The 25,346-nt window shown below is 63.6% G+C and carries 21 protein-coding genes; 8 read left to right on the top strand and 13 right to left on the bottom strand.

Going from position 1 to position 25,346, the window contains the following annotated elements:
* Window positions 1–6: 6 nt before the first annotated feature.
* Window positions 7–1,218, bottom strand: coding sequence for a cytochrome P450 (locus JQ597_RS24555; RefSeq protein ID WP_212267455.1), 1,212 nt, complete (start codon window positions 1,216–1,218; stop codon window positions 7–9).
* An 85-nt stretch (window positions 1,219–1,303) separates the two neighbouring features.
* Here JQ597_RS24555 and JQ597_RS24550 point away from each other — a divergent pair, with 85 nt between their 5' ends.
* Window positions 1,304–1,828 (top strand): MarR family winged helix-turn-helix transcriptional regulator, encoded by a 525-nt coding sequence (locus JQ597_RS24550; protein WP_212267453.1) that lies wholly within the window; start codon window positions 1,304–1,306, stop codon window positions 1,826–1,828.
* Between the two features lie 432 nt (window positions 1,829–2,260).
* On the opposite strand, the gene JQ597_RS24545 is transcribed toward JQ597_RS24550, so the two are convergent.
* A complete protein-coding gene (locus tag JQ597_RS24545; RefSeq protein ID WP_212267451.1) occupies window positions 2,261–3,475 on the bottom strand; it encodes an ABC transporter substrate-binding protein in 1,215 nt (404 codons plus the stop codon).
* Between the two features lie 112 nt (window positions 3,476–3,587).
* On the opposite strand from JQ597_RS24545, the gene JQ597_RS24540 reads away from it, so the two are divergent.
* Complete coding sequence (locus JQ597_RS24540) at window positions 3,588–4,118, top strand: MarR family winged helix-turn-helix transcriptional regulator (RefSeq protein WP_212267449.1); 531 nt, start codon at window positions 3,588–3,590, stop codon at window positions 4,116–4,118.
* A gap of 3 nt (window positions 4,119–4,121) precedes the next feature.
* Here the strand turns inward: JQ597_RS24540 and JQ597_RS24535 are convergent, their stop codons facing one another.
* Window positions 4,122–5,987, bottom strand: coding sequence for a feruloyl-CoA synthase (locus tag JQ597_RS24535; protein WP_212267447.1), 1,866 nt, complete (start codon window positions 5,985–5,987; stop codon window positions 4,122–4,124).
* Between the two features lie 149 nt (window positions 5,988–6,136).
* On the opposite strand from JQ597_RS24535, the gene JQ597_RS24530 reads away from it, so the two are divergent.
* The gene (locus JQ597_RS24530) at window positions 6,137–6,655 is read left to right on the top strand and encodes a MarR family winged helix-turn-helix transcriptional regulator (RefSeq protein ID WP_502754605.1); all 519 of its coding nucleotides are present in this window, start codon (window positions 6,137–6,139) and stop codon (window positions 6,653–6,655) included.
* A 266-nt stretch (window positions 6,656–6,921) separates the two neighbouring features.
* The gene (gene atzF / locus JQ597_RS24525) at window positions 6,922–8,712 is read left to right on the top strand and encodes an allophanate hydrolase (RefSeq protein WP_212267445.1); all 1,791 of its coding nucleotides are present in this window, start codon (window positions 6,922–6,924) and stop codon (window positions 8,710–8,712) included.
* A gap of 173 nt (window positions 8,713–8,885) precedes the next feature.
* Here the strand turns inward: atzF and JQ597_RS24520 are convergent, their stop codons facing one another.
* The 10 genes from JQ597_RS24520 to ugpB all read right to left on the bottom strand — a co-directional run bounded on the left by JQ597_RS24520 (window position 8,886) and on the right by ugpB (window position 19,562).
* Window positions 8,886–9,623 (bottom strand): GntR family transcriptional regulator, encoded by a 738-nt coding sequence (locus tag JQ597_RS24520; RefSeq protein ID WP_212267443.1) that lies wholly within the window; start codon window positions 9,621–9,623, stop codon window positions 8,886–8,888.
* Window positions 9,624–9,659: 36 nt separating this feature from the next.
* A complete protein-coding gene (hpxZ, locus tag JQ597_RS24515) occupies window positions 9,660–10,052 on the bottom strand; it encodes an oxalurate catabolism protein HpxZ (RefSeq protein ID WP_212267440.1) in 393 nt (130 codons plus the stop codon).
* Window positions 10,053–10,054: 2 nt separating this feature from the next.
* Window positions 10,055–11,443: an AtzE family amidohydrolase gene (locus JQ597_RS24510; RefSeq protein ID WP_249148145.1), complete on the bottom strand. Its 1,389-nt coding sequence runs from the start codon at window positions 11,441–11,443 to the stop codon at window positions 10,055–10,057.
* A gap of 7 nt (window positions 11,444–11,450) precedes the next feature.
* Window positions 11,451–11,630: a DUF4089 domain-containing protein gene (locus tag JQ597_RS24505; RefSeq protein ID WP_192735513.1), complete on the bottom strand. Its 180-nt coding sequence runs from the start codon at window positions 11,628–11,630 to the stop codon at window positions 11,451–11,453.
* A gap of 17 nt (window positions 11,631–11,647) precedes the next feature.
* The gene (locus JQ597_RS24500; protein WP_212267436.1) at window positions 11,648–13,363 is read right to left on the bottom strand and encodes a dipeptide ABC transporter ATP-binding protein; all 1,716 of its coding nucleotides are present in this window, start codon (window positions 13,361–13,363) and stop codon (window positions 11,648–11,650) included.
* Window positions 13,364–13,373: 10 nt separating this feature from the next.
* Window positions 13,374–14,273, bottom strand: coding sequence for an ABC transporter permease (locus JQ597_RS24495; RefSeq protein ID WP_212267434.1), 900 nt, complete (start codon window positions 14,271–14,273; stop codon window positions 13,374–13,376).
* Window positions 14,274–14,278: 5 nt separating this feature from the next.
* Window positions 14,279–15,292 carry an ABC transporter permease gene (locus JQ597_RS24490; protein WP_212267432.1) on the bottom strand — a complete coding sequence of 338 codons (1,014 nt, stop codon included), beginning with the start codon at window positions 15,290–15,292 and terminating at the stop codon, window positions 14,279–14,281.
* A 6-nt stretch (window positions 15,293–15,298) separates the two neighbouring features.
* Window positions 15,299–16,918 carry an ABC transporter substrate-binding protein gene (locus JQ597_RS24485; protein ID WP_212267430.1) on the bottom strand — a complete coding sequence of 540 codons (1,620 nt, stop codon included), beginning with the start codon at window positions 16,916–16,918 and terminating at the stop codon, window positions 15,299–15,301.
* A 236-nt stretch (window positions 16,919–17,154) separates the two neighbouring features.
* The gene (locus JQ597_RS24480; RefSeq protein ID WP_212267428.1) at window positions 17,155–18,108 is read right to left on the bottom strand and encodes an aminoglycoside phosphotransferase family protein; all 954 of its coding nucleotides are present in this window, start codon (window positions 18,106–18,108) and stop codon (window positions 17,155–17,157) included.
* Between the two features lie 143 nt (window positions 18,109–18,251).
* On the bottom strand, window positions 18,252–19,562 hold the full coding sequence (ugpB, locus tag JQ597_RS24475) for a sn-glycerol-3-phosphate ABC transporter substrate-binding protein UgpB (protein WP_409363332.1): 1,311 nt from the start codon (window positions 19,560–19,562) through the stop codon (window positions 18,252–18,254).
* 229 nt (window positions 19,563–19,791) lie between these two features.
* On the opposite strand from ugpB, the gene JQ597_RS24470 reads away from it, so the two are divergent.
* The 4 genes from JQ597_RS24470 to JQ597_RS24455 are packed head-to-tail and all read left to right on the top strand — an operon-like array spanning window position 19,792 to window position 25,334.
* On the top strand, window positions 19,792–20,787 hold the full coding sequence (locus JQ597_RS24470) for a TRAP transporter substrate-binding protein (protein WP_212267422.1): 996 nt from the start codon (window positions 19,792–19,794) through the stop codon (window positions 20,785–20,787).
* A 31-nt stretch (window positions 20,788–20,818) separates the two neighbouring features.
* The gene (locus JQ597_RS24465) at window positions 20,819–22,885 is read left to right on the top strand and encodes a sensor histidine kinase (protein ID WP_212267418.1); all 2,067 of its coding nucleotides are present in this window, start codon (window positions 20,819–20,821) and stop codon (window positions 22,883–22,885) included.
* On the top strand, window positions 22,855–24,600 hold the full coding sequence (locus tag JQ597_RS24460) for an ATP-binding response regulator (protein WP_212267415.1): 1,746 nt from the start codon (window positions 22,855–22,857) through the stop codon (window positions 24,598–24,600). Before JQ597_RS24465 ends, JQ597_RS24460 begins: the two co-directional genes overlap by 31 nt.
* Window positions 24,597–25,334: a response regulator gene (locus tag JQ597_RS24455; RefSeq protein WP_212001768.1), complete on the top strand. Its 738-nt coding sequence runs from the start codon at window positions 24,597–24,599 to the stop codon at window positions 25,332–25,334. Before JQ597_RS24460 ends, JQ597_RS24455 begins: the two co-directional genes overlap by 4 nt.
* Window positions 25,335–25,346: the final 12 nt, after the last annotated feature.

The raw sequence follows: 25,346 nt of genomic DNA, 5'->3' as shown, positions 1-25,346 counted from the left end.
TCAGGCTCACGCTGCTTTGATGGACACGGGCAGGCTTTCGAGGCCCCGCAGCGTGTTATTGAAACGCCGCGTCGCCGGCCCCGTGATCTCGATCGCACTGACCCGTTTTGCCAGCGCCGAAAGCACCGCCTCGCCTTCCAGCCGCGCGACCAGCTGGCCGACGCACATGTGAATGCCGGAGCCATAACCGACGTGGCCACTGGTCTTGCGCGTCACGTCATATTCGTCAGGCCGGTCCCATCGCCGCGGATCGCGGTTGGCTGCGGCGAGGAACATCAGGATTTTCTCGCCCTCGCCGATCCGCGACCCGCTGATCTCGACGTCCCGTGTGGTGGTCCGGAAGAACGTCTGCACCGGGCTTTCGAAGCGCACCGCCTCCTCAAAGGCGTTGCGCGCCAGCGTTGGGTCGCTCCGCAGCCGTGCCCATTGATCGGGAAAACGCGCCAGGCAATAGACCGCGGCGCCGATGCCGTTGACCGTGGTATCGAGGCCGGCGCTGAGCAGCGAGCGCACCAGCAATGGCGCTTCCGCGGCCGTGATATCGCCGGCATCGGCGCGGGCATGGATGCAGGCGCCGAAACCGCCGGGCGCGAGATTTTCACGCTGGCATTGGTCGGCGACATAGGCCTGATGCGGCGCCGAGCGCTCGATCGCGTCCTGACGCAGCTTGTTCGGCGGCCCGAACGAGTTGAAGACAAGGCTCGCATAGGGCAGCAGGTTTTCGCGCCCCTCCGGCTTGAGTCCGAGCGCATCGGGAAACACGGACAACGGATAGGCCTCGGCGAGGTCGGCGATGGCGTCGAAGCTGCCTTTGGCGAGCAGCGCTTCGACCCGGGATTCGGCGGCGGCGACAAAGCTGCCGCGCAATTGCTTCATCACCGTCGGCGATAGCACCCGGCTCAGCACCGCCCGTGTGCGCGCATGTTCCGGCGGATCGGCCTCCAGAATGATGCTTTGCGGCCGCCAGGCCTTTTCCTTCGCAAAGTCGCTGAGGCCGACGCCGCGGCTGGAGCAGAAGGTCAGGGGATCGTTGAGGACGGCATGGACCTCGGCATGGCGGGCGACGCCGTAGACGTTCCACTTGTCGAACCAGACGACCGGCCCAGCTTCCCGGAGCACCTCGTGAGCGGGATGCGGGTCTTCGAAGAACTCGATCGAGAACGGATCGATGTCCATATGCGGCACGCCCGCCGATGGCGTGAAGCCTGATGTACTCATTCCGACCTCCCAAAGTTTGTTCTTGTAAAGAGCTGGCGCATGTCTCTATCTCTCAAGCCCAGCGTTTGCAGCGATGATCAGGGACATGAGCAGTCAACCACCCGCCAGGAATGCGCGCCGGCAGAGACCGGCGGAGGTCGCAGATGCCGATGACGGCCCGACCCTCGATCTCGAGCGCTACGTTCCGGCGTTCATCACCTTCATCGCCAATAAGCTCTCGAACAGCGCCACGGCGTTCTATCAGCGCAATTTCGGCGTCAACGTCACGGAATGGCGGATCATGTCGCTGCTGGCGATCGAGCCCGGCATTCCGGCCTCGCGCATCTGCCACGTGATCGGCTTCGACAAGGGACCGGTCAGCCGCACGCTCTCGATGCTGCAAAAACGGGGGCTTGTCGCGATCCGGACCGCGCCGGACGACGGTCGCACCCATTCGATATCGCTGACCGCGAAGGGACGCGCGACCCACGACAAGGTCATCGTCGCCGCGCTCGAACGCGAACGACGGCTGCTGTCCGTCCTGCGCAAGGACGAGCGGGAGGTGCTGATCGACCTGCTGCGCCGCGTCCACGGCAATCTCGATGCCGTCAAGGGCGTCGGCGGCCCATAGGCTGTCCGGCAACGACCATTTCATATGAAGCGCACCGGTCCGCGCCGCGGATGACACGGCGGCGTTCCGTGACCCGCTTTGGCTTTCGCCCATCCATACCTCCCTGCGAGACCCGGCAGCTGGACTGCTTCTGCGGCCATCATTGACCGAGAGACTGGCACGAATTAGTTGCCGTGGCAACAATATAGAGTTGCTAAAGCAACGAAATGCTCGGTCGGGAACTTTGGCCCTGCTGCATGCGGCTACGCTCGTCATGCCCGGCCTTGTGCCGGGCATCCACGTCTTTGCATCCTTTAAGCACGAAAGACGTAGATGGCCGGGACAAGCCCGGCCATGACGAAGGAGGAAATCTGACAGCTAAGGAAGGCTCAGACAGTACTGGCTGCTTTTTCGGCCAGACCCTAACGATCGCCGCGCGCTGCGGCGCGCCGTCTATTTCGACAGCGGACAGCCGCCGTCCTTCTCGGGCCGGAATGCGTCCTCGCCTTTGATCGTGCCGACCACTTTCAAAAGGTCCCATTTCGACTGCGACTCATCCGGCTTCTTGACCTCGAGCAGGTAGAGCGGATGGATTTTTCGTCCGTCGGCGCGAATGAAACCCTTGCCGAACAGGGGATCGTCGGTTGGCATCGCCTTCATCGCTTCGACAACCACCTTGCCGTCGGTGGCGCCGCCGGCCTTGTCGACGGCCTTGAGGTAATGAATCACCGAGGCATAGACGCCGGCCTGCATGTCGTTGGGATAATTCTTCTGCGGATGACGCTCGGAGAAACGCTTGGCGAAGCTGCGGGTGCCGTCGTTCAGATCCCAGTAGAACGGGTTCATGATCTGCGCGCCCTGCGCCGCCTTCAGCGTCAGCGCCGGCAACCCGTTCATGCCAAGGATCAGGCCGACCAGCTTCTGCTTCTGGGTGAGGCCGAATTCGGCCGCCTGCTTCATCGACGTAATGGTGTCGTCGCCGGCATTGGCGATGCCGACGATATCAGCGCCGGAGCCTTGGGCCTGCAGCAGGAAGGAGGCGTAATCCGCCGTCCCCAGCGGATGGCGGACGGCGCCGACCACCTCGCCGCCGGCGGCCTTGACCGCTTCCATCGCCTGCTTTTCGAGGTCGTGACCGAACGCATAGTCAGCGGTGAGGAAGAACCATTTCTTGCCGCCCTTCGCCACCACCGCCTTGCCGAGACCGTGCCCATAGGCGTAGGTGTCGTAGGTCCAGTGTACGGTGTTGGGGGTGCATTTCGCGCCGGTCAGCAGCACGGTTCCGGCGCCGGAGCCGATGAACACCTTGTTTTTCTGTTCGCTAATGCCTGCGACCGCGAGCGCGATCGCCGAGTTCGGCAGATCGAAGATCGCATCGACGCTTTCGTTTTCATACCAGCGCCGGGCGATGCCGACGCCGATGTCAGGCTTGTTCTGGTGGTCGGCCGCGACCACCTCGACGACCTTGCCGGCGGCCTTGCCGCCGTAATCCTCGACCGCCATCTGGGCCGCGACCACCGAACCGATGCCCTGGTAGGTCGCGAACACGCCGGACTGATCGTTCAGGATACCGATGCGGACTTTTTCCTGCGCCTGCGCGCCGGAGACGAGCAGCACAGCGGTCGCAGCGACGAGCGGCGTCTTCAGCCGCGAAAAAACATAACCCATCAGGGCCTCCTTGTGTTTACAAACCCAAAAGGCAATCTTCACGCTGCCGAAATTACTTATATAATATAAGTATTTTTCGGAGAGTCAATCTCGACCGGGAATCACTGAACAAATGCAAAAGCCCCGCAGCCGCGCCGCGGCGAAAAAATCCCCGCTGGTTGAAACCGCCGATGACAGGAAAAAGTCGCTCGATCTGAGCGCGTTACAGCAGACGCCCGGGTTCATGATCCGGATCCTGCAGCTGCTGAATTTCGAAGCTTTTTTCCGGCACTTCCAGGCGCTGGAAGTGTCGCCGGTCGAATATTCCATCCTCATGACCGTGCGCGACAACGAGGCCGTGACGCAGAGCGAACTCGCCGCCGTGCTCAAGATGCAACTGCCTAACCTCGTGAAGATCCTGTCTGCCATGGAGGAGGCCGGCATCGTGAGGCGCAAGCGATCGTCCCGCGACAAGCGCGCGGTCGAGCTTTCGCTCAGCGCGGCCGGGCAAAGGCGGGCCGATGAGGCAAGCCGGGCTGGCGAGATCTTCAACGAACACACGCTCGCCCCGCTCAGCACGCCAGAGCGGGCGGCATTTCTTCACATGCTGACGCGGCTGGTCGAAGCCTACCGGAGCGAACTTTCGCGCAGCGGCGCCTCTTGAAGCTTAGCCGGCGCAGCCGATCCACTCGGTCGACGCGCCGTCGTCCAGCGTCGCCACCGCACCTGCCCGGCGGGTCAGCACCGCGCGCTGGTTGATGTAGCCCTTGTCGGTGATCTCGCCGCCATCGACGGAGGCGGGCTCGGCCAGCAGCAGCGCGCGCGTGGCGTGGCCGGACGAGTTGTCGCCCTGCGCTTTCAGTTTGGCGAGACCCTGCCCGATCGCGGCGCGAACTTTTTCGTGGCCGATGACCTCATCGGCGACGGCGTTGTCGGGCAGACCGGCATGGGCACGACAAGCGGCGATGTTGGGGAACACCAGAAAGCGGACTTCATCGCCGCCATGTCCGGTGACGACAATATCCTGCGCCAGCGGCGCGAGTGCTGCGATGCCGGCGACGCGCAGCGTGCCGACATTGACCCAGGTACCGGAGTTGAGCTTGAAATCCTCGGCGACGCGGCCGTCGAAAAACAATCCGAGTTCTGGCCGCTCGGGATCGGCAAAGGTCACGGCGTCGCCGATCAAATAAAAGCCTTCCGCATCGAACGCCTGCGCGGTGAGTTCCGGCGCCTTCCAGTAGCCGGGCGTGACATTCGGTCCGCGCACCCGCACCTCGAGCTTGTCGCCTGACGGAACCAGCTTCAGTTCGGTGCCTGATATCGGCACGCCGATATTGCCGGAGCGCCTGGCCTGGAAATGGCAGTCGGTCGCGAGCGGCGAGGTTTCGGTCGAGCCCCAGGCCGACACCATCGGCAGCGCGCGGCCGCTGGTTTTGATCGAGAGTTCCTCCAGCGCATCCCAGAGATTCTGCGGCAGCGCCGCCCCCGCATAGAACGCGAACTTCACCTCGCCAAAGAATTTTTGGCGCAGTTCCTCGTCACTGCGCAGCGCCGCGATCAGCATGTCGAAGCCGCGCGGCACGTTGAAATAGACCGTCGGCATCACGCTGCGCAGGTTCGCCAGCGAAGTCGCGAACAGCCCCGGCGCCGGCTTGCCGCCGTCGACATAGAGCGTGCCGCCATTGCGCAGCACCAGATTGAAATTGTGGTTGGCGCCGAACGTATGGCTCCAGGGCAGCCAGTCGAGGATCACGAGATCGTCGCGCGCCGCTTCCAGGAACGTCCAGGTCTGCGCCTTGGCCTGCTGGCTCGAGGTCAGCATGCGCTGGGTGTTGATCACAGCCTTCGGCGTGCCGGTCGAACCCGAGGTGAACAGGAACTTTGCAATTGTGTCCGGCGTGACGGCCTTGAAGGCTTTTTCGACGACCGGCGTTTCCGGTGTCGCCGCGATCTTTGGGAATGGGATCACGTCGCTATCGCTGGGATCGCTGCTGACAATTTTTGCCGAATGCAGCGGTGCAATCGCCGCGAGCGCCGCCGCGAATGGTTTGGCGCTGGAGACATAGATCGCGCCGGGCCCGAGCAGACTGATCATGCCCTTGAGCTTGTCGAAATCCCTGGACATCAGCGAATAGGCCGGCGAGATCGCCGCCGAGGGTACGCCGACATGCTGCGCGGCCAGCGCTAACAATGCATGGTCGACGCTGTTGTCGGACAGGATCACCAATGGCCGTTCCGCGCTTAGCTCCTGCGCCAGAATCCACGCCGCGGCCGAGCGAACCTGCCGCAATGCACCGGCATAAGTGACGGTGTTCCAAGGCACATCTGGTGTCTTGCGGTCGGCAAGAAAAATCCGCTCGGGCGTCTGCCGGGCCCAATGTTCGAGCCAGTCGCCGACGCAGCGCGCGCCTGGCTTCAGCGGCACCGTCGATTTCAGGATGATGCTGCCGTCCGTGCGGCGATCGGCAGAGATCGCGGGCTTCGCAAACAGCGCTTCGGATTGGTCGCGGCCTGTGGCGGCGGCTGTCGTCATCGGTTTCCTCCTCGCGCGGCCCATCGGCCGCCGGCCTCTGTGGGCCGCTCTTGCGCATATTGTTGGTCGCAACAATTGTTGTCGTCAACAACAATATTTCCTTCGCCGCTGCAAAGCGCTAGAAGGGGAGCGACGCCGGGAGAAACGATGTGTCCAACAGAGCGGCCCAACCAGCCTTGAAAACCCCGGTTTCCGCGAACGGCAAGCGCGGCGGAAATGGCAAGGCACGCCGCCAGGAGCAGAATATCGAGGTCGGCCTCGACGGGCTGGTCGGCCATGCCGGCTACGCGGTGCGGCGCTTCCAGATCTGGATCTTTCAGGATTTCATCCGGACGCTGGCGGCGGTCGATATCAAGCCGACGCAGTATTCGGTGCTGACGGTGATCGGCGCCAATCCGGGCCTGAGCCAGATGGCGGTCGCCAAACGGCTCGGGATCGAGCGCGCCCGGCTGGTGCACCTCCTGGACAGTCTCGAAGACCGCAAGCTGGTGCGCCGCGTCCAATCCAGGACCGACCGCCGTTCCCACGCGCTGCACCTGACCGCACGGGGCCAGGCATCGCTGCGGCAATTCAAGCTGCTCGCGGCCGAACATGAGCGCCACGTCGCCGCGAAGATCGGGGCCGAGAATCGGGAGCACTTGCTGCGGATCCTCGCGGCGTTCACCTGAGCGCTCGGGGCGCTGCGAGCTCCAAGCTGCGTTGGTAGCGATGCCGCCTACAAATTAGGCAATGACAACGCTCCGTGCCTGGATAGCGAGCCGGCATCGTTTCCTGATAATCATATTAAACTACAGACATTGCAGGGTTATTTGCGTCTCTCCGTTTGCATCCCGTATTGTACACAATGGCACATCGCTTGCTTCAATCCGGATGGAACTCCTCGCTTTGGTAAGTCGATGGTGACTGACCTCAGCCAACCCAGGACGGGCATCACGTGACCGAAACCGTTGCTGCGATCGTCGCCGCGCACCGCGCCGGCACCATGACGCCGGCCCAAACCGTCGCGCGCAGCTATCAGCGCATCCGCGACCACAACGATCCCGCCGTGTTCATCTCCCTGCGCGACGAAAAGGACGCGCTGGCGGAAGCGCAAGCGCTGAGCGCAAACGATCCGGCGACGCTTCCGCTGCTGGGCGTGCCGGTCGCGGTGAAGGACAATATCGATGCGCTGGGCCTGCCGACCACGGCCGCCTGCCCGGCCTTTTCCTATCTGCCGACGCGGGACTCCACCGCGGTCGCAAAACTGCGCGCGGCCGGCGCCATCATCATCGGCAAGACCAATCTCGATCAGTTTGCGACCGGCCTGGTCGGCCTGCGCTCGCCCTATGGCACCCCGGTCAACCCGGTCCGCAACGATCTCATCCCAGGCGGATCGAGTTCGGGATCGGCGGTCGCGGTGTCAGCTGGGTTAGTGCCGCTCGCGCTCGGCACCGACACGGCAGGAAGTGGCCGTGTGCCGGCGATGCTCAACAACATCGTCGGGTTGAAGCCGAGCCTCGGGCTGATCTCCAATGCCGGAATGGTGCCGGCCTGCCGCACGCTGGATTGCGTTTCGGTGTTCGCGCTCACGGTGGACGACGCCGTGACGGCACTATCAGCGATGGCCGGCCCTGATGACGCCGATCCGTTTTCACGCGACCGGCCGCTCGGCGCGGTCACGGCATTTCCCGGACAACTCCGGCTCGGCGTTCCCCGCGACGGTCAATTGGTCTTCTTCGGCGACCGTGAGTCGGAGCAGGCCTATGGCGAGGCGCTGAAGCGCTGGACCTTGCTGGGCGCGACGCTGGTCGAATTCGATCTCGAGCCGTTTTATGAGACCGCGCAGCTACTCTATGAGGGGCCGTGGGTCGCCGAGCGCTATCTGGTGATCCGCGATCTCCTGGCGTCGTCGCCGGATTCGATTCATCCCGTCACGCGCGAGATCACCATAGCCGGCGCGCGGCCGACCGCAGCCGATACGTTCGCCGCGCTCTACCGGCTGCAGGCGCTGCGGCGCGTCGCCGAGCGCACCTTTGGCAATGTCGATGCGCTGGTGCTGCCGACCGCGCCGACCGCCTACTCGACCGCGCAGGTGCTGGCCAATCCGATCGAGCTCAATAGCCGGCTCGGCACCTACACCAATTTCGTCAACCTGCTCGATCTCTGCGGGCTGGCGCTGCCATCCGCGATGCGGTCCGACGGCATTCCGTTCGGCATCACGCTGCTCGCGCCTGCCGGACATGACGCGCAGCTCGCCAGCATCGGCCGCGCCTTCCACGCCGATACCGGACTGAAGATGGGTGCCAAGGACCTGACGCAGCCGCCGCTCGCAGCATTGTCGCCGCAACTGAGTGGCGACGAAATCGCGATCGCGGCGGTCGGCGCGCATCTCTCCGGCATGGCGCTGAACGGCGAACTGACTGATCTCGGCGGACGCCTGCTGGAAGAAGCCTCGACCGCGCCGGACTACAAGCTCTATGCGCTCGACACCACGCCGCCAAAACCCGGCATGCTGCGCGTCGAGGCGGGCGCGGGATATCAGATCAAGCTCGAACTCTGGGCGCTGTCGGCGGCTTCATTCGGAAAGTTCGTCGCCGCGATTCCGCCACCGCTGTCGATCGGAACCGTTCGTTTGGCTGACGGCCGCGGCGTGAAGGGATTTTTGGTCGAACCGGCCGCGGTGAGCGGCGCGCGCGATATTTCAGCATTCGGCGGCTGGCGCGCGTTCATGGCTCAGAAGGTTTGATACTCCCTCGCCCCGCTCTTGCGGGGAGAGGGTTGGGGTGAGGGGCCTCTCTCCGAGCAAAGATTGTCGGGGGACCTGTACCCCCCTCACCCGGATCGCACCGGACGATGCTTCGCATCGCCGAGGCGATCCGACCTCTCCCCGCAAGCGGGGCGAGGTAAGGAAGAGCGCCTCTACGGATGCGACACCGCGTAAATCTCATACTCCCCGCGTACCAGTTCGATATGCGCGCGCATCGCGCCCGCCGCGCCGGTTTTGTCGCCGCGCATGATCGCGACCACGACGCGGTCGTGCTCGGCGTGCGATTTTGCCAGCCGCCCGAGATTGCGGAACTGGGCGCGGCGGAACGGCTGCACCCGCACCCGCGTCGCCAAGGTCATCTCGGCGATATAGCCGTTTTGCGAGCCGGCATAGATTGCGTTGTGAAAGCGCTCGTTGACTTCGTGGAACCGCTCGGGATTGCCGGCATAGCTCAGCACCCGCAGTTCCTCGTGGATCGCCTCCAGCTTCTGGCGTTCCGCGGCCGGCATCCGCTCCGCGGCGAGTCCTGCGCACAGCGCTTCCAGCTCCGCCATCGCCTCGAACATTTCAGTCAGACGCTCGATCGACGGCTGGGCCACCACGGCGCCGCGATGGGCGCGGGATTCGACCAGGCCGCTCGCCACCAGCTGCCGTAGCGCCTCGCGCACCGGCGTCCGCGACACGCTGAAGCGCCGCGCAATATCGGTCTCATCCAGCCCCGATCCCGGCGCCAGCACCCCGCGCACGATCTCGTCGGCAAGCTGCAGCCGCAATTCCTCCGCGCGCGTGACCTTGTCCGCCTGCGGCGAGGCGCGGTCGACACGCCGCACCACCGGCTCGGACTCTAGGCCGGCTTGCGGGATGCGCGTTGGAAGATCGTCAAGGCTCATGTCGTTTGACCCAAAATCCCTTCGACTCCGATCCCTTTACGAGGCCGGCTCGTCAATGATGCTGACATGGGCGGCGACGATTCTCCACCCCTCGGGAAACCGTATCCAGGTCTGCATCTGGCGCCCCACCTTCTTGCCGCTCCACACGTCGCGATAAAATAACGTCGAGGCGACCGCGGTATCGCGGCCATAGGTGGTGATCACGGTCTTGTCGGTCGTACGCATCAGCCCCACCGGCGAGCGGCCGGCGCGGAACGCCATGATCGCCTCATAGCCGTAGAGATTTTCGTTGATGCCGTAGCGCAGCGTGTGGGGATCGTTGCGGAACAATTCGTCCAGCACCGCGACGTCGTTCGACACCAGCGCCGTTTCATAGCGCGCGAATTGCGCTGACACCTCAGTGAGCACGTCGGGAAGATCGATATCCATGGCTAAAGTCCTCTTGGCGCAGGCGCCGCAGCAACGCCGGATTGCTGCAGCGCATAAGCGACGCGAAGCGCGATATCCTCGCGCCACGGTGCGGCGATGATCTGAACCCCGATCGGCATCGGCGCCAGCGGCACCGGCACCGCGACCACGGGAAGCCCGATGAACGAAATCGGCTGGGTATGGATGCCGATATTGGCGCGCACCGGCAGTTCGACGCCGTCGAGCTTGAAGGTCACCTGGCCGAGTTTTGGCGCGGTGCAGGGCGTCGCCGGCGCGATGATCACGTCGACCGACTTGAACAGCTCCAGCACCTGCGTGCGATACCAGCGGCGGAATTTCTGCGCGCGATCGACCAGCGGCGCCGGCACCATCGCGCCCGCGATCAGGCGATCGCGCACCGCCGGATCGAAATCGTTCGGGCGCTTGCGCAGGCGATCAAGATGCAGTGACGCGCCCTCGGTGGTGGAGATGACGTAAGCTGCGGCCCGCGCGCGCGCAGCCTCGGGGATTTCAATCGCCTGCGTCGCACCTAGCGCCTTGGCAACGCGCGCCACGGCCTCGACGGCCTCCGGAAACACGTTCTTCTGGAAATAGCCGCCGGCTATTGCGACACGCAACCCACCGATGCCTTGCGTGAGCTGTGACGTCACGGGCTCGAGCGGCCGCGTGGTGCACGCGGCGTCATCCGCATCAGGCCCCTGCATCGCATCGTAGGCCAGCGCGAGATCGCCGACGCTGCGCGCAAAAGGTCCGAGATGATCGAAGCTCGCCACGAACGGAAACGAGCGCGCCCGCGACAGACGGCCGTAGGTCGGCTTCAAGCCAAAGATCCCGCAGAACGACGACGGCACCCGGATCGAACCGTTGGTATCCGAGCCCAGCGCGATCGGCACCAGGCCGCCACCGACCGAACTGCCGGAACCACCGGAGGAGCCGCCCGTCATGCGCGTCGGATCGTGCGGATTGCGCGACGGGCCGTCATGGACGTTCTCGCCGGTGAAGTCGTAGGCGTATTCGCCCATGTTGAGCGCGCCGACCAGGACGGCGCCCGCCGCCTCCATGCGCTCGACCAGCGTCGCATCGCGCGACGACGGCGCAAGGTCGCGGTTGATCTTCGAGCCTGCGCGCGTCGGCAGGCCCTTGACGTCGAACAGGTTTTTCACCGCGAATGGCACGCCCGCGAGCGGGCCCACCTTTTGTCCCGCCGCAATCGCCGCATCGACCGCGCGCGCCTTGGCCCGCGCGCGATCCGCGGTCACGTCAGTGAAGGAGTTCAGAACGGAATCATGTTTGGCGATCCGCGCCAGCGCGTCTTCGGTCGCCGCAAGCGCGGTCATCCTGCCACCGCTCACGGCCTGCGCGATCTCTTGAGCGGTCTGTTGAACGGTCATGGCGCGATCAGGCTGCGAAGACACTGGCGGGCTCGGTTTCGTCGGGCAATGCAAATTCATCGACCAGCCGCGCCAGTCTCAGCGATACTTCGAGGTTCGCGCGCACCGCCGGCCGCCAGGAATCTTCCACCGGCAGCGCCAGCGCTTTGGCGACGGCGTCGATATAATCGTCCAGGGGTTCGGCCATTTCGCTCCCATCCAGGTTTATGAGTGAACCGGCAACGGCGGATGCGGGATCGCCGTCAGCAGCTCCTTTGTATAGGCGTCCTGCGGATTGCCCAAGACCTGTTCAGACGGGCCCTGCTCCACGATTCGTCCCGCGCGCATCACGATGACACGATCGCACAACAGGCGCACCACATTCAAATCATGGGAGACAAACAGATAACTCATACCCATCGACGCCTTGAGGTCCTGCAGCAGATTGAGCACCACCGCCTGCACGGAGACGTCGAGCGCCGCGGTCGGCTCGTCGAGGATCACGAGCTTTGGGTGCAGCGCAATCGCGCGGGCGATGCCGACGCGGGCCTTCTGGCCGCCGGACAATTGATGCGGAAAGCGATCGAGCAGATTAATGGGGAGACCGACCAGCCCGGCGAGTTCCTCGCAGCGGGCGCGCAGCGCGTCGCGTCCCCTGATGTCGCCGAGCTGCATGATCGGATCGACGATGGCGCGCGCCGCCGTGAAGCGTGGGTTGAGGCTGTCGGTCGGATCCTGGAACACCATCTGGATGCTTTTGCGCAGCGGCAGCCGCGCAAAGGCGTTGGGCAGCATGGAGCCGATCTCGTCGCCGTCGAACACGATACGGCCCGAGGTCTGGTCGAGAAGCCGCATTACCATCATCGACGTCGTGGATTTGCCGCAGCCGGATTCACCGACCAGACCGACGCTCTCGCCGTGGCCGACCGTAAAGCTGATGCCGTCGACCGCGCGGAACAGTTCGGCCTCGACCGGCGGCTTGCGCGAGAACAGCTTGCCGAGCACGGCCGTGGCGCCCTGGCGCGGATACTCCTTCACCAGTTTCTCGACCAGCAGCAGCGGCTTGGTTTCGTTGTCGGCCGGCCCAGCTGAAGTCAGCGCCGGCAGCGCCGCCGCGTCTTCCTCCGGCAACAGATCGCGCAAGGAGACGCCGAGCCGCGGCGTCGCGCGCATCAGCTTCTTGGTGTAGGCATGTTCGGGGTTGGCGAAGATGTCGGCGGATTTCGCGGTCTCGACCACGCGGCCCTTTTCCATCACCACCACGCGATCGCAATAGGCGGCGGCAAGGCCAAGGTCATGCGTGATCAGGATGGTCGACATGCCGCGCCGTTTTGTGAGTTCGACGATCAAATCCATCACGGCTTTCTGCGTCGTGACGTCAAGGCCGGTGGTCGGCTCGTCTGCGATCAGAAGCTGCGGATTGCAGGCCAGCGCCAGCGCGATCACGACGCGCTGGCACATGCCGCCGGAAAGCTCGAACGGATAGGCGTGGTACCGCTCGCGCGGCCGCGCGATCTTGACCTGTTCCAGCGCTTCGATCGCCTTCTCGCCGCGATCACTGGCCGCTGACTGCACATGCTGGCGCAGCACATCCTCAATCTGGTCGCCGACCTTGCGGATCGGATTGAGCGCCGCGCGCGGGTTCTGGAAGATCATCGAGATTTCGCGGCCGCGCAAATCCCGCATCTGGTTCTCAGTCGCGGCCTTGACGTCGATGCCGGAAAACATCACCGAGCCCTCGGCGATCTTGCCGGCGCGGTCGAGGATCCGCATCACAGCGTAAGATGTCACCGACTTGCCGGAGCCGGACTCGCCGACGATGCCGAGGGTCTCGCCCTTGGCCACGGAGATGTTGACGTGCTGCACCGCCTTGACGATGCCGCGCCGTGTGGCGAATTCCACCGTGAGGTCGTTGACGTCGAGCAATGGCTGCGCGGTCATTGGCTCGCCCTCAAGTTCTGCGCTGCGGATCGACGATATCGCGCAGACCATCGCCAAGCAGGTTGAAGCAGAATACCGCGATCATCAGCGCGAGGCCCGGGAACAGCGCGATCCACCATTCGCCCGACACCATGAAGCCGGCGCCCTCCGCGACCATGATGCCCCATTCGGCGGTCGGCGGCCGCACGCCAAGGCCGATGAACGACAGGCCTGCGGCGTTGAGGATCGCGTAACCCATGGTCAGCGACATCTGCACGATCATGATCGGCATGATGTTGGGCAGGATGTGCACCAGCAGAATCCGGAACTCGCCATTGCCGGACAATCGGGCCGCCTGCACGAAGCCGGCATTGCGGCGGACATTGGCCTCGGCGCGGGCGACGCGGGCATAGAGCGGGAAATTCACGATCGCGGTCGCGATGATGATGTTCTGCACGGTATTGCCCAGCGCAGCGACGATGCCCATCGCCAGCACGAACAGCGGAAACGCCATGATGGTATCTGCGATGCGGCCGACGATGCGGTCGGTCCAGCCGCCGAAATAGCCGCCGGCGATGCCGGCAAGCCCGCCCATCAGGAACACCAGCGCCACGGAAGCCACCGCGATGAACACATCCAGCCGTGTGGCCACGATGACGCGGCTGAAGATATCGCGGCCCAATTGATCGGTGCCGAACCAGTGCGCCGCCGACGGCGCCTTCAGCGCGGCTGAAGTGTCGCTTGCCAGCGGATCATAGGGAACAACATAGGGGCCGAATATCGCCGCGAACAGGATCACGACCAGCAGCCCGAAGGCAAAGGCGGTGACGCGGTTCTCGCCGAGAACATAGCGGGTATGTTCGAAGATCGCCGATAGTCCCGAGGTTCGCGCGGGACCGACAGGTTCAACGGCAGGCGCAACGGTGCTCATGCTTATTACCCTTCCAATCTCACGCGCGGATCGATCACGCCATACAGAATGTCGATGATCAGATTGAGCAGCACGTACATGACCGCCATGGTCAGCACGAAGCCTTGCACCGGCGCGAAGTCCGACGAGATCAGGGCTTCCACGGCGTAGGAGCCGATGCCGGGCCAGGCGAAGACTTTCTCCACCAGCACGTTGGCCCCGAGCAGGAACGAGAACACCATGCTGAGCGTGGTGATCACGGGCAGCATCGCGTTACGGAAGGCGTAAGTGACGATCACGGTGCCCGGCGACAGGCCGCTGGCGCGCGCGGTGCGGACGAAATCCGAGGCCAGCACCGCCAGCATTGAGGCCCGCGTCATGCGCGCGATCGGCGCCAGCGAGAAGATCGCCAGCGTCGTTGCGGGGAGGATCAGCTGGCTCAGCGCGGAACGAAACGCCTCGAGGTCGCGCGCGATCAGGGTGTCGATCAGATAGAAGCCGGTCACCGTCGGCGGCGCGCTGTAGAACACATCGAGCCGGCCGAGCGGCGCCGGCGACCAGCCGAGCCGGAAATAGAAGACATAGACCAGCACCAAGCCGGTAAAGAACACCGGCAGCGACACGCCGGCCGTCGTCGTTATCCGGCAGAGGTGGTCGATCCACGAGCCGGGCCGGGTGGCGGCCAGCACGCCAAGCGGGATAGCGATCACGATGGAAACAAACAGGCCGAGCAGCGTCAGCTCGGCAGAAGCCGGCAGGCGATTGCGGATTTCGGCGGCGACGGGCTGGCCGGTGGTCAGCGAATTGCCGAAATCGCCATGGGCGAGATCGTTGGTGTAGCGGAAGAACTGTTCGATTAGCGGCTTGTCGAGGCCGAGTTTTTTCCGGATCTGCTCGACCGCCTCCTTGGTCGCGGCCGGCCCGGCAAAATACGCGGCGGGATCGCCGGGCAGCGCCCGCGTCAGCAGGAACGTCACGATCACGACCCCGATCAACGACGGGATCGCAAACATCAGCCGCTTGCCGATCATGGTCAGCATGGCGGATTACGCCTTCACCAGCGCGCGATAGTCGAGCCTTCGGTGGAACCAGTATTGATAGCCGGAGATGTTCTTCTGCATCGCGACGTTGACGAAGGGCTGATACAGCGGAATGCGCGGGATATCCTTGTAGGCGAGATCGACGAAACCCTTCACGTCGCTGTCGTAGGCCGCCTTGTCGCCGGTCGAGGCCGCGTTGCGCGCGCCGTCGATCAGCTTGTCCATCTCCGGCGACTTGTAGCTCATGGTGTTGAAGACGGAATTGTTGCCGTGATAGCACCAGTAGAAGAAGTATTCGGGGTAATCGAGCCAGCCCGAGAACACGTTGGTGTAGAGCGGCATCTCCTTCTTGTTCAACTCGGTACGCCAATTGGCGCCAGGGATCTTGTTGATCGTGGCCTTGATGCCGATCTGGGCGAGGCTCTCCTGCACCAGCACGCAGAGCGGCTCGTTGACCCCGGCGAAATTGAGATCGAACGAGATCGTGGTCTCGAAACCGTTGGCGTAGCCGGCTTCCGCCAGCAGCGCCTTCGCCTTGGCCATATCGGTGGAATATTTGGTCGGCTGCGGCCACGCCACTTCGGTGGCCTTGTCGGCGGACGCGCCGAACATCGGATTGGCGAGGCCGAACAGCACGACGTCCATGATTTTTTGATAGGGAAGCGCGTAGGCGATCGCCTGGCGCACCTTGGGATTGTCGAACGGCGGCTTGGTGACGTTCATGCCGATATACTGGATGCCGTTGGAGAACGGCAGCGACACCACGTTGAGCTTGCCATTGGCCTTCATCTCCTGGAAATCCTTGAACGGCAATTCATAGGAGATGTCAGCGTCGCCGCGCTCCAGCAGCGCGCGGCGGTTGCCGGCCTGCGGCACCATGCGCCAGATCACGCGCTTGATCTTCGGCAGGGGGCCACCGACCCAGGCGTCGTTGCGCTCCATGATGACTTCGGTGCCGGCGGTCCACTTCGACAGCTTGTAGGCGCCCGAGCCCGCGGTCTGCTGTTTTGTGTATTCGAGACCCCAGGGGTCCTTCTCGCTCGCATTCTTCTTCACGAGCTCGGAATTGACGACGCAGGGTACGATGACCGCGAGGTCGGGGATCGTCAGCCGGTCCTTCTTGGCAAAGTCGACGCGTACGGTGTTGTCGTCGACGACAACGAACTGCTCGGGCTTGGTCAGCGAGCCCGCGCTCATCTGGAAGGTCGGAAAGCCGCCGACCGAGACCGCTCGATCGAGCGACCATTTGACGTCCTTGGCCGCGACCGGCGTGCCGTCGTGGAATTTCGCGTTCTTCTTCAGCTTGAAGGTCACCGACATGTCGTCGATCTTCATGTCGTCGGCGAGTTCGCCCTTGAACTTGTCGCGGTCGTAATACGGCACGCCGCCGGGACCGCTCTTCATCTCATGGGTGATCAGGCGGTCGTAGCAATTCCACGACACTTCATAGCCGGGCACGTTGGTGCCGACGCCATGGATGTCGAGGTTGTTTGGACCGCCTTCCGAGACGATCAGAAGCGTCTCCGACCGCGCATCGGCCTTGGCGGGTGAGAAAATGGCCGGCGCCGGCACCAGAGCGCCGGCGGCGACCCCGGTGACGGATTTCAGGAAATCGCGACGCTTCATGTGATGCTCCAACGCCTGAGGGGAACGGCTTTGGAACTGGGAATCGCAAGGTTCGTGCCAAACCTTAATGAAGGGCTAACCTCTCGCTAGGTAATTGATATTACATAGCAATATCAATTATCTGACCAAATTGTCTCGACGAAGCGAGCTTCAAATTGCATACAAAGATGCATAATTGCCCGCTCTTTAAGCAGAAATTTTGTACGCCTCTTTGATGTGCGGTTTCGTCGCACCCGTCAAACCGGCCACACCAGGTCCTGCAATTCGGAAAGGTTGCCGGCCCTGCCCTGCCAGTCCTCGATGCAGATATGCCGGACCGGATCGCTGGCCCGATGCAACAGCATCAGCGCCATCAGCCGCCGTTTCATGGCCGGATTGATATCGGCGGGCGCGCATCCGAACCCTTCGAACAGGCTGCGCATCCGCCGTGGGTTTCCCGCGGCCATGAACGCGCTCGGACCCAGCAGGTCATATTCGCCCCAGCCGGTCATCACGTCGCCGAAATCAAACAGCCCCGACAGGCGCCAGCCGGTGCCTTGCTGGCTCAACAAGAAGTTCTCCGGAATGTATTCGCCGGTCAGGATGACCGGCGGCTTATCCAGCGGAATAAGCGTCGCGGCATCGCGCAGGATGTCGTCGAAGCCATCGAGAAACTTCTTTGACATCCCGAGGCGCTCGTGCCGCGCGTGGCAGCCCTCGATTTGCCTGGATATGAACCGGTCCCATTGCGGCTCGATGTTTGCGAGTTCTCCGAGCGGGGCGCGCTGCACTTCGGCGATGGCCGCGCCGATCTGCGCAAGCACGCGTTCCTTCTGGTCTTCAGGCAGCCTCGGCCAGACCTCGGAGCCGACGACACCGTGCAGCCGCGTGATGATGAGATAGGGCCAGCCGTCGCGCTCGCCTTCGAACAGGATTTCCGGAATCGGGATGCTCAATTGTCCGCGTAACTGCCTCAGCGATGCGCGCTCGGAGACAAACTGGCCGCGAAGGATTGGCGGAAAGAGCTTCAGGATCAGGTCATCGCCGAGGCCGATGACGAGGTTGGTACCGGTCGCGAAAACATGCGGCGCCGCCGGCTTCAAGCCGTGGCCATGCGCGATGTCTGATACCACCGGCAGCCAGCGGGACTGGTCGGCGCGCCAGGCCTGAAAGGCCTCGAAATCGGAAAGAACTGGCAGCGAAGGTGTCATCACTCAACCGTCATTGCGAGCCAACGGGTCGCGCGAATGCGCACCCGATGACAGGCTCCGCGAAGCAATCCATTCTTTCTTTCCTTGGAGCGATGGATTGCTTCGCTTCGCTCGCAATGACGAAAAAATTGATTTCTCGCGCCCTATCGGTCCGGATTCGCCCGCTCGAACTGGCGCAGCAGACGGTTGCCGCGCTCGGCGGCGAGGTCGAGGGCGGCTTGCGCGGTCCGCTTGCCGCTAAAGACCTGCTCCAGTTCCTCGTCGATCGCGTCGCGGATCAGCACGAACGAGCCAAGCCGGATTCCCTTGGAGTGCTCGGTCGGCGGCTTCAAGGTCATCTGCTCGATCGAGATCGCCGCTCCGGGATTGCGATCATAGAACCCCTGCGCACGTGAGAGATCGAAGGCGGCGCGGGTGATCGGCAGATAGCCGGTGTTCTGGTGCCAGCCCGCCTGGACTTCCGGCCTCGACAGAAACGCGAAAAACTTCGCGACCCCGGTATATTCAGCGCGTGGCCGGGCCCGCAGGACCCATAAGGTCGCGCCGCCGATGATGGTGTTCTGCGGCGCGCCAGTCACGTCGGGATAATACGGCATCAGGCCGTAACCGACCTCAAATTTCGAATTGGCCTTGATGTCGGCGCGGGTCGCCGACGAGCCGATGAAGATTCCGCACTCGCCCTTCTGGAAGCGCGGCTCGGCCGACTGGCCGCGGCCGCTGTAGTCGTACACTTTCGTGGCCTGCCATTCCGCCAGTTGCGTGATGTGACGCACCACGCTCGGGTTGTTGAAGGTCAGTTCGGCGTCGAGACCGCCAAACCCATTGCCCTTGGTCGCCAGCGGCAGGTTATGGAATGCCGAAAAATTCTCGACATTGATCCAGGAAGGCCAGGAGGTGGTCAGGCCGCAGACCGCGCCCGCCGCGCGCAACCTCTTCGCCGCAGCCCCAATTTCGGGCCAGGTTTTCGGCGCCACTTCGGGATCTAGACCGGCGGCGCGGAAAAGGTCCTTATTGTAATAGAGAATCGGTGTCGAGGCGTTGAACGGGAACGACAGCATGTTGCCGGCGACGTCGGAATAATAGCCGGCGACGGCCGGCAGATAGGCAGCCGGCGAGAACGGCTCCGACTGGTCGCGCATCAACTCGAACACCGGATAGATCGCGCCCTTTGCCGCCATCATGGTCGCGGTCGCGATCTCGTTGACCTGAACGATGGCGGGCTGGCTGCGTGAACGAAAGGCGAAGATCGCCGCCGTCACCGTTTCGGTGTAATTGCCCTTGTAGGCCGGAACGATCCGGTAGTCGGATTGCGAGGCGTTGAAATCGGTCGCGAGCTTCTCCAGCTGCTTGCCGAGTTCACCCGACATCGCGTGCCACCACATGATCTCGGTGGTCGCCTGCGCCGGAGTTACCAGCACGGTGAGTGCGAGCGCGACGGGCTGAAACAACCTCAAGACCGACTTCACTGATGAATCACTTTGCCAAAACCGCTTGTCAGGACCGCGACCAAATCTGCGCGCTGCGCCCTCATAGATGCCCGCGCCCGCCGTTTCAATCCACCACCGCCGTCGCACCGCACAATTAACGATTGCAGCGGCTCCGGATAGCCAAGTGTGGGCGCCTTCTGCTAAAAAAACATTGAACCTTTTCTTCCCGCCGCAGACTTCTTCACAAGGGGATTTGTTGCCTGTGTATCGCCGCGCCGACCTTTCGCGGATCATAATGCTTGTTCTGGCGTTGTTCCTGACAGCGGCCGCAACGAGCGTTTTTGCGCGCGAATTTCGCGCCGCCGATACCCAGAACGAGAGTTATCCGACCGTGCAGGCGCTGCACTACATGGGCAGCCTGGTTGCGGAACGCACCGGCGGCCGCCACGAGATCAAGGTGTTCCATTCGCGCCAGCTCGGCGAGGAAAAGGAAACCCTGGAGCAGACCCGCGCAGGCGCCATCGATATCAATCGTACCAACGTCGCATTGATCGGGACCATGGTGCCGGCGATGAATGTGCTGGCGATGCCGTTTCTGTTCCGCTCCATCGAGCATTTGCAGAAGGTGCTGGATGGTCCGATCGGCAACGAGATCCTGGACAGCTTCGAACCTTACGGCTTCGTCGGCCTCGCGTTCTACGATTCCGGCGCCCGTTCGATCTACAACCACGTCCGTCCGGTCACCTCGATGGCCGACCTCAAGGGCTTGCGGATTCGGGTGCAGCAATCCGAGCAGATGGTCGAGATGATCCGCTCGCTCGGCGCCGATCCGGTCGCACTGCCCTACGGTCAGGTGCTGACCGGACTCTCGACCAAATTGATCGACGGCGCCGAGAATAACTGGCCGTCCTTTGTCACCACCGATCACTACAAATTCGCCGGCTTCTACACCCTCACCGAACATACGATGAGCCCGGAAGTGCTGGTGATGTCGAAAAAGGCGTGGTCTAGCCTGTCGCCCGAAGACCAGAAGGCCTTTCGCGAAGCCGCACAGCGCTCGAGCCGCTTCATGCGCGAAAAATGGCGCGATCTCGAAGAGCGCTCGCGCAAGCAGGCGGAAGACGCCGGCGTCAAGATCGTCACCGATTTCGACCGCAAGCCGCTCGAGGCGGCGATGGCGGGAATTTACGCCAAGGCGCAGCAAGACCCCGCGATTGCGCAGCTCATTGAACGAATTCGCAAGGTGCAGTGAGTTGGCCGCAACCTCGCAACAAGACGGATCAGTGGAACGGCCGGCGAGCCTCGCCGCACGCGGCCGTATTCGCATCGTCCAGGTGCTGCGCGCGGTCCCGATCCGCTGGCGCATCCTGTCGATCGCGGCCTTGAACTCCGCCGTGGTCGTGGTGCTGGCCGCGCTGATATGGAACGGCGCCAAGGTGCTCGGTTCGGCCTGGGAAGATGTTCGCCACGTCAGGGAATCCGACAAGATCCTGGCGCTGCTTGAAAGCGAAACCAGCCGGCTGCAGAACCTGATCCATCGCTACATCAACCAGCCGAGCCCGGAACTGTTCGCGGAGATCCTGCTGCTGCGCGAAGCCGTGCTCGGCACACTGACCAACCGCGCCTCGAACGACCCGATGCTTTCGGGCTCGGTCGAGCAGCTCGAGCAGGTCACCGACCGCTTCCTCAACGGTTTCGGCGAACTGCGCGCGGTGCAGGCGACGATCTCTAAAACCTACGAGCAACAGGTGCTGGGCCCGGCCAGGGACATGGCCGGGCTCTATTCCATCATCGAGGGCGCCACCGGGCACCGCGATGCGCTGATCTGGCCGTCGCTCGGAAAATCCCGCGAGGCGTTTACCGGGATGCTGGTCGCCGCCAACGCCTATTACCTTTCGCTGGCGTCGGCGGCGGCCGAGGACGCCCGCCGCAATACCGAGACGATCGAAAAAACCATCCCGGTAATGTCCGACCTTGCCGACAATGATTTGCAGCGCATGGCGCTGACGCGGCTGCATGCGAAAACCCTGGCGTTGCGCGAGGGACTGGCGAAGCTGACCGAGCAGCTTGCGATCCGGACCGAATTGTTGCGCAACACCATCGACGCCAGCCAGGCCGATGCGATCGGCGTGATCGACAGCCTGTCGGTGAAGATGCGCCAGCGCGAGCAAAAGGCGCAGGAAACCTTCGACCGCACGCTGGCGGGCATTTCGCGCCGGGTGCTGTCGATCGCCGTGATCTTCCTCGGCATCATCCTGTCCGCGGGTGTCCTGATCGCGCTCTCGATCCGGCTGCCGCTGCAGCAGATCATGGCGTCGATGCACGCGATCACCTCGGGCAATTACGATCGCGCCGTGCAGGGCACCACCGCCAAGGACGAGGTCGGCGCGATGGCGCGCGCGGTGGAGGTGTTCCGCGAAAACGCCATCGCCAAACGCAAGACCGAGGACGAGCTGCGCGCGTCGAAGGAAAAGGCCGAGGGCGCGCTGCTCGAACTCAATGCCGCCCAGCAGAACCTGATCGACGCCGAACGGCTGGCGGCGCTGGGCGGCCTGGTCGCCGGCGTCGCCCACGAGGTCAACAACCCGATCGGCATCAGCCTGACGGTGGCATCGAGCTTCGCGCGCCGCGCGGAAATCTTCGAGACCGAGCTGCGCACCGAGCCGCTGCGCCGCTCCAAGCTCGACGAGTTCGTCAAGAGCTCGCGCGACGCCGCCGGGCAACTGGTGGCCAATTTGCACCGTGCCGGCGAACTGATCCAGTCGTTCAAGCAGGTGGCGGTGGACCGCTCCCATGCCGAGCGGCGGCAATTCAGCCTCAGCGAGGCCACCGACCAGATCGTCGCGAGCCTGCGCCCGGTGTTGAAGAAGGCGACGATTACGCTGTCGGTCGACGTGCCGGAGGGTCTGTTGATCGACGGCTATCCCGGCTCCTACGGCCAGATTTTAACCAATCTTTTCCTCAACGCAGCCAATCATGCCTTCGCCGACGGCCGTTCCGGCGCGATCTCGCTTTCGGCACGGGCCCGCGGCAGTGACGATGTCGAAATCATTTTTGCCGATAATGGGGCCGGAATGACGCCGGACGTCCAGCGGCAGGCGTTCGATCCGTTCTTTACCACGCGCCGCAACGAGGGCGGTACCGGACTGGGCTTGCATATCGTCTATAATCTTGTCACTCAACAGCTCGGCGGCCGGATGATGCTGGAGTCAAGGCTAGGACAAGGCACCACTTTCCGCATTATCATGCCCAAGGTCGCCAAGGGAATCGTAACCAGCGGACCCACTATCACAGACGCAGCAGCCGACGGAACCCCTCAATGGCCGAACAGGACGATGTCCTCCACCTGATCGACGATTCCGAAACCGCCCCGGATGATTCGTCTGTACGCAAATGGAAGATCGCCGTCATCGACGACGATCAGGCGGTGCATGAAGGCACCCGGTTTGCGCTGAGCGACTACAACCTCCACGGCGCCACGCTGGAAATCCTCTCCGCCTATTCCGCGGCTGAAGGCCGCGTCCTGATGCGCGACAATCCCGATATCGCCGCCGTGCTGCTCGACGTCATCATGGAAACCGACGTCGCCGGCCTCGACCTCGTCGAGTACATCCGCAACGACATCAAGAACGAGACCGTCCGCATCATCCTGCGCACCGGCCAGCCCGGCCAGGCGCCGGAGCGCCGCGTCATCGTCCAGTACGACATCAACGACTACAAGGCCAAGACCGAGCTCACCGCCGACAAGCTGTTCACCTCGCTGACCGCCGCCTTGCGCAGCTATCAGCAGCTCGAGCGCATGGTGCAGACAAGGCGCGGGCTCGAAATCATCATCGACGCCGCCTCCACCCTATATGATTTCAAATCGATGCAGCGCCTCGCCGAAGGGGTGCTGACGCAACTGGCTTCGCTGCTCAATGTCGATTGCGCCGGTATACTGGTGCTGCGCGACGACGGCGCCCCCGGCAGCGAATTCTCCGTGCTGGCGGGCTCGGGTTGCTACAGCCGCTTCATCGGGTCGACCAGTTCAAAGTCACTCGATCCGGATTTGCGGCAGATGGTGGAAGACGCCTTCACGCGCCGCAAGAACGAGTTCGCCGACCACCGCAGCGTGCTTTACCTGCGCACCGGCTCTGGCCGTGAGGTCGTGGTGCTGCTGCAGGCCGAGCGCCAGCTTTCCGACACCGATCGCGCGCTGGTCGAGATTTTCTCCAGCCGGCTGTCGATCGCGTTCGACAATGTGATCCTCTACCAGCAGCTGCACGCGGCCAATACCCAGCTCGAAGACCGCGTCGCCCAGCGCACCCGCGCGCTGATGCAGGCCAACCGCCGGCTTTCGGCGCAGTGGCTGCGGCTGCAGCGCGCCAACGGCTTCAAGAATGAAATCCTCGGCACCGTCGCCCACGACCTGAAAAACCCGCTCGGCGTCATTCTCGGCCGCACCGAAATGCTGAACGAACTGATCAGCGCCGGCTCGCCGAAGGAAAACGTCACTGCGCAGGTCGACCACATCCGCGACGCCACCAAGCGCCTGACTTCGATGGTCGATCATCTGATTTCGGATGCGATGGCGGACGCCTTCGACATCACCATCCGCCGCGAGCCGGTCGACGTCGGCGCCCTGGTGGCCGAAGTCACCGACGCCAATCTGCCCTCGGCCGTGAACAAGCAGCAGACCATCAACGTCTCCGCGCCGCCGAATTTCGTCACCATGTGTGACGTCGACCGGATCCGCGAGGCGATCGACAATCTGGTCAGCAATGCCATCAAATATTCACCTATCGGCGGCAAGATCACGGTGGGCGTCACCCATGAGGGTGACAACACCGTCGTGCGGATCACGGACGAGGGCGCGGGCCTGTCGCCCGAGGATCTCGGCCGGCTGTTCGGCCGCTTCCAGCGGCTGTCAGCCAAGCCGACCGCGGGCGAAAGCTCGACCGGCCTCGGTCTATCGATCGTCAAACGCATTATCGACATGCATGGCGGCCATGTGACCGCGGATAGTCCCGGCCCCGGACAGGGGTCGACGTTTACGGTTACACTGCCTGCAGCAGAGACATCATGAGCCAGAGCCAGCACATCATCATCGTCGACGACGAGGCGCCGGCCCGCGAAATGGTCGGCGATTACCTCAAGATGCACGGTTTCGCCGTGACGCTATGCGACGGCGGCAAGAGCCTGCGCGGCGTCATCGAAACCAATGTGCCCGACCTCGTCGTGCTCGACCTCAACATGCCCGAGGAAGACGGGCTCTCGATCATCCGCGACCTGAAAAGCCGCATCAACGTCCCCGTCATCATGCTGACGGCGACCGCAAGCCCGATCGACCGCGTCGTCGGCCTTGAGCTTGGGGCTGACGATTACATCGCAAAGCCCTGCGAGCTGCGCGAATTGATGGCGCGCATCCGCTCGGTGCTGCGTCGCAGTGCGCCGGTCAAGGCGGCGACGCCCGAGGCCGCCGGCGCCAAGGCGGAAAAGGAGCAATTGGTGCGGTTCGGCACCAAATGGCTCGATCTCGAGGCCCAGGCGCTGCGCGACGACGAAGGCAACGAGCATCCGCTGACCGCGTCCGAATTCGGCCTGTTGAAGGTGTTCGCGGCCAATCCGAAGCGGGTGCTGTCGCGCGAGCGGCTGCTGGAGCTGGCGAATGCGCGCGACGCCGAAGCGTTCGACCGTGCGGTCGACCTCCGCATCATGCGGATCCGGCGCAAGATCGAGATCGACCCGACCAAGCCCGCCGTGATCCGCACCATCCGCGGCGGCGGCTACCTGTTCTCGCCGACCGGCGAGAAGGGTTAGCCGCGAAAATCA

Origin of the sequence: Bradyrhizobium sp. AUGA SZCCT0177, from assembly GCF_018130125.1 — a bacterium.
Lineage (GTDB): Bacteria > Pseudomonadota > Alphaproteobacteria > Rhizobiales > Xanthobacteraceae > Bradyrhizobium.
This window is presented reverse-complemented; position numbering and strand designations above follow the sequence as displayed.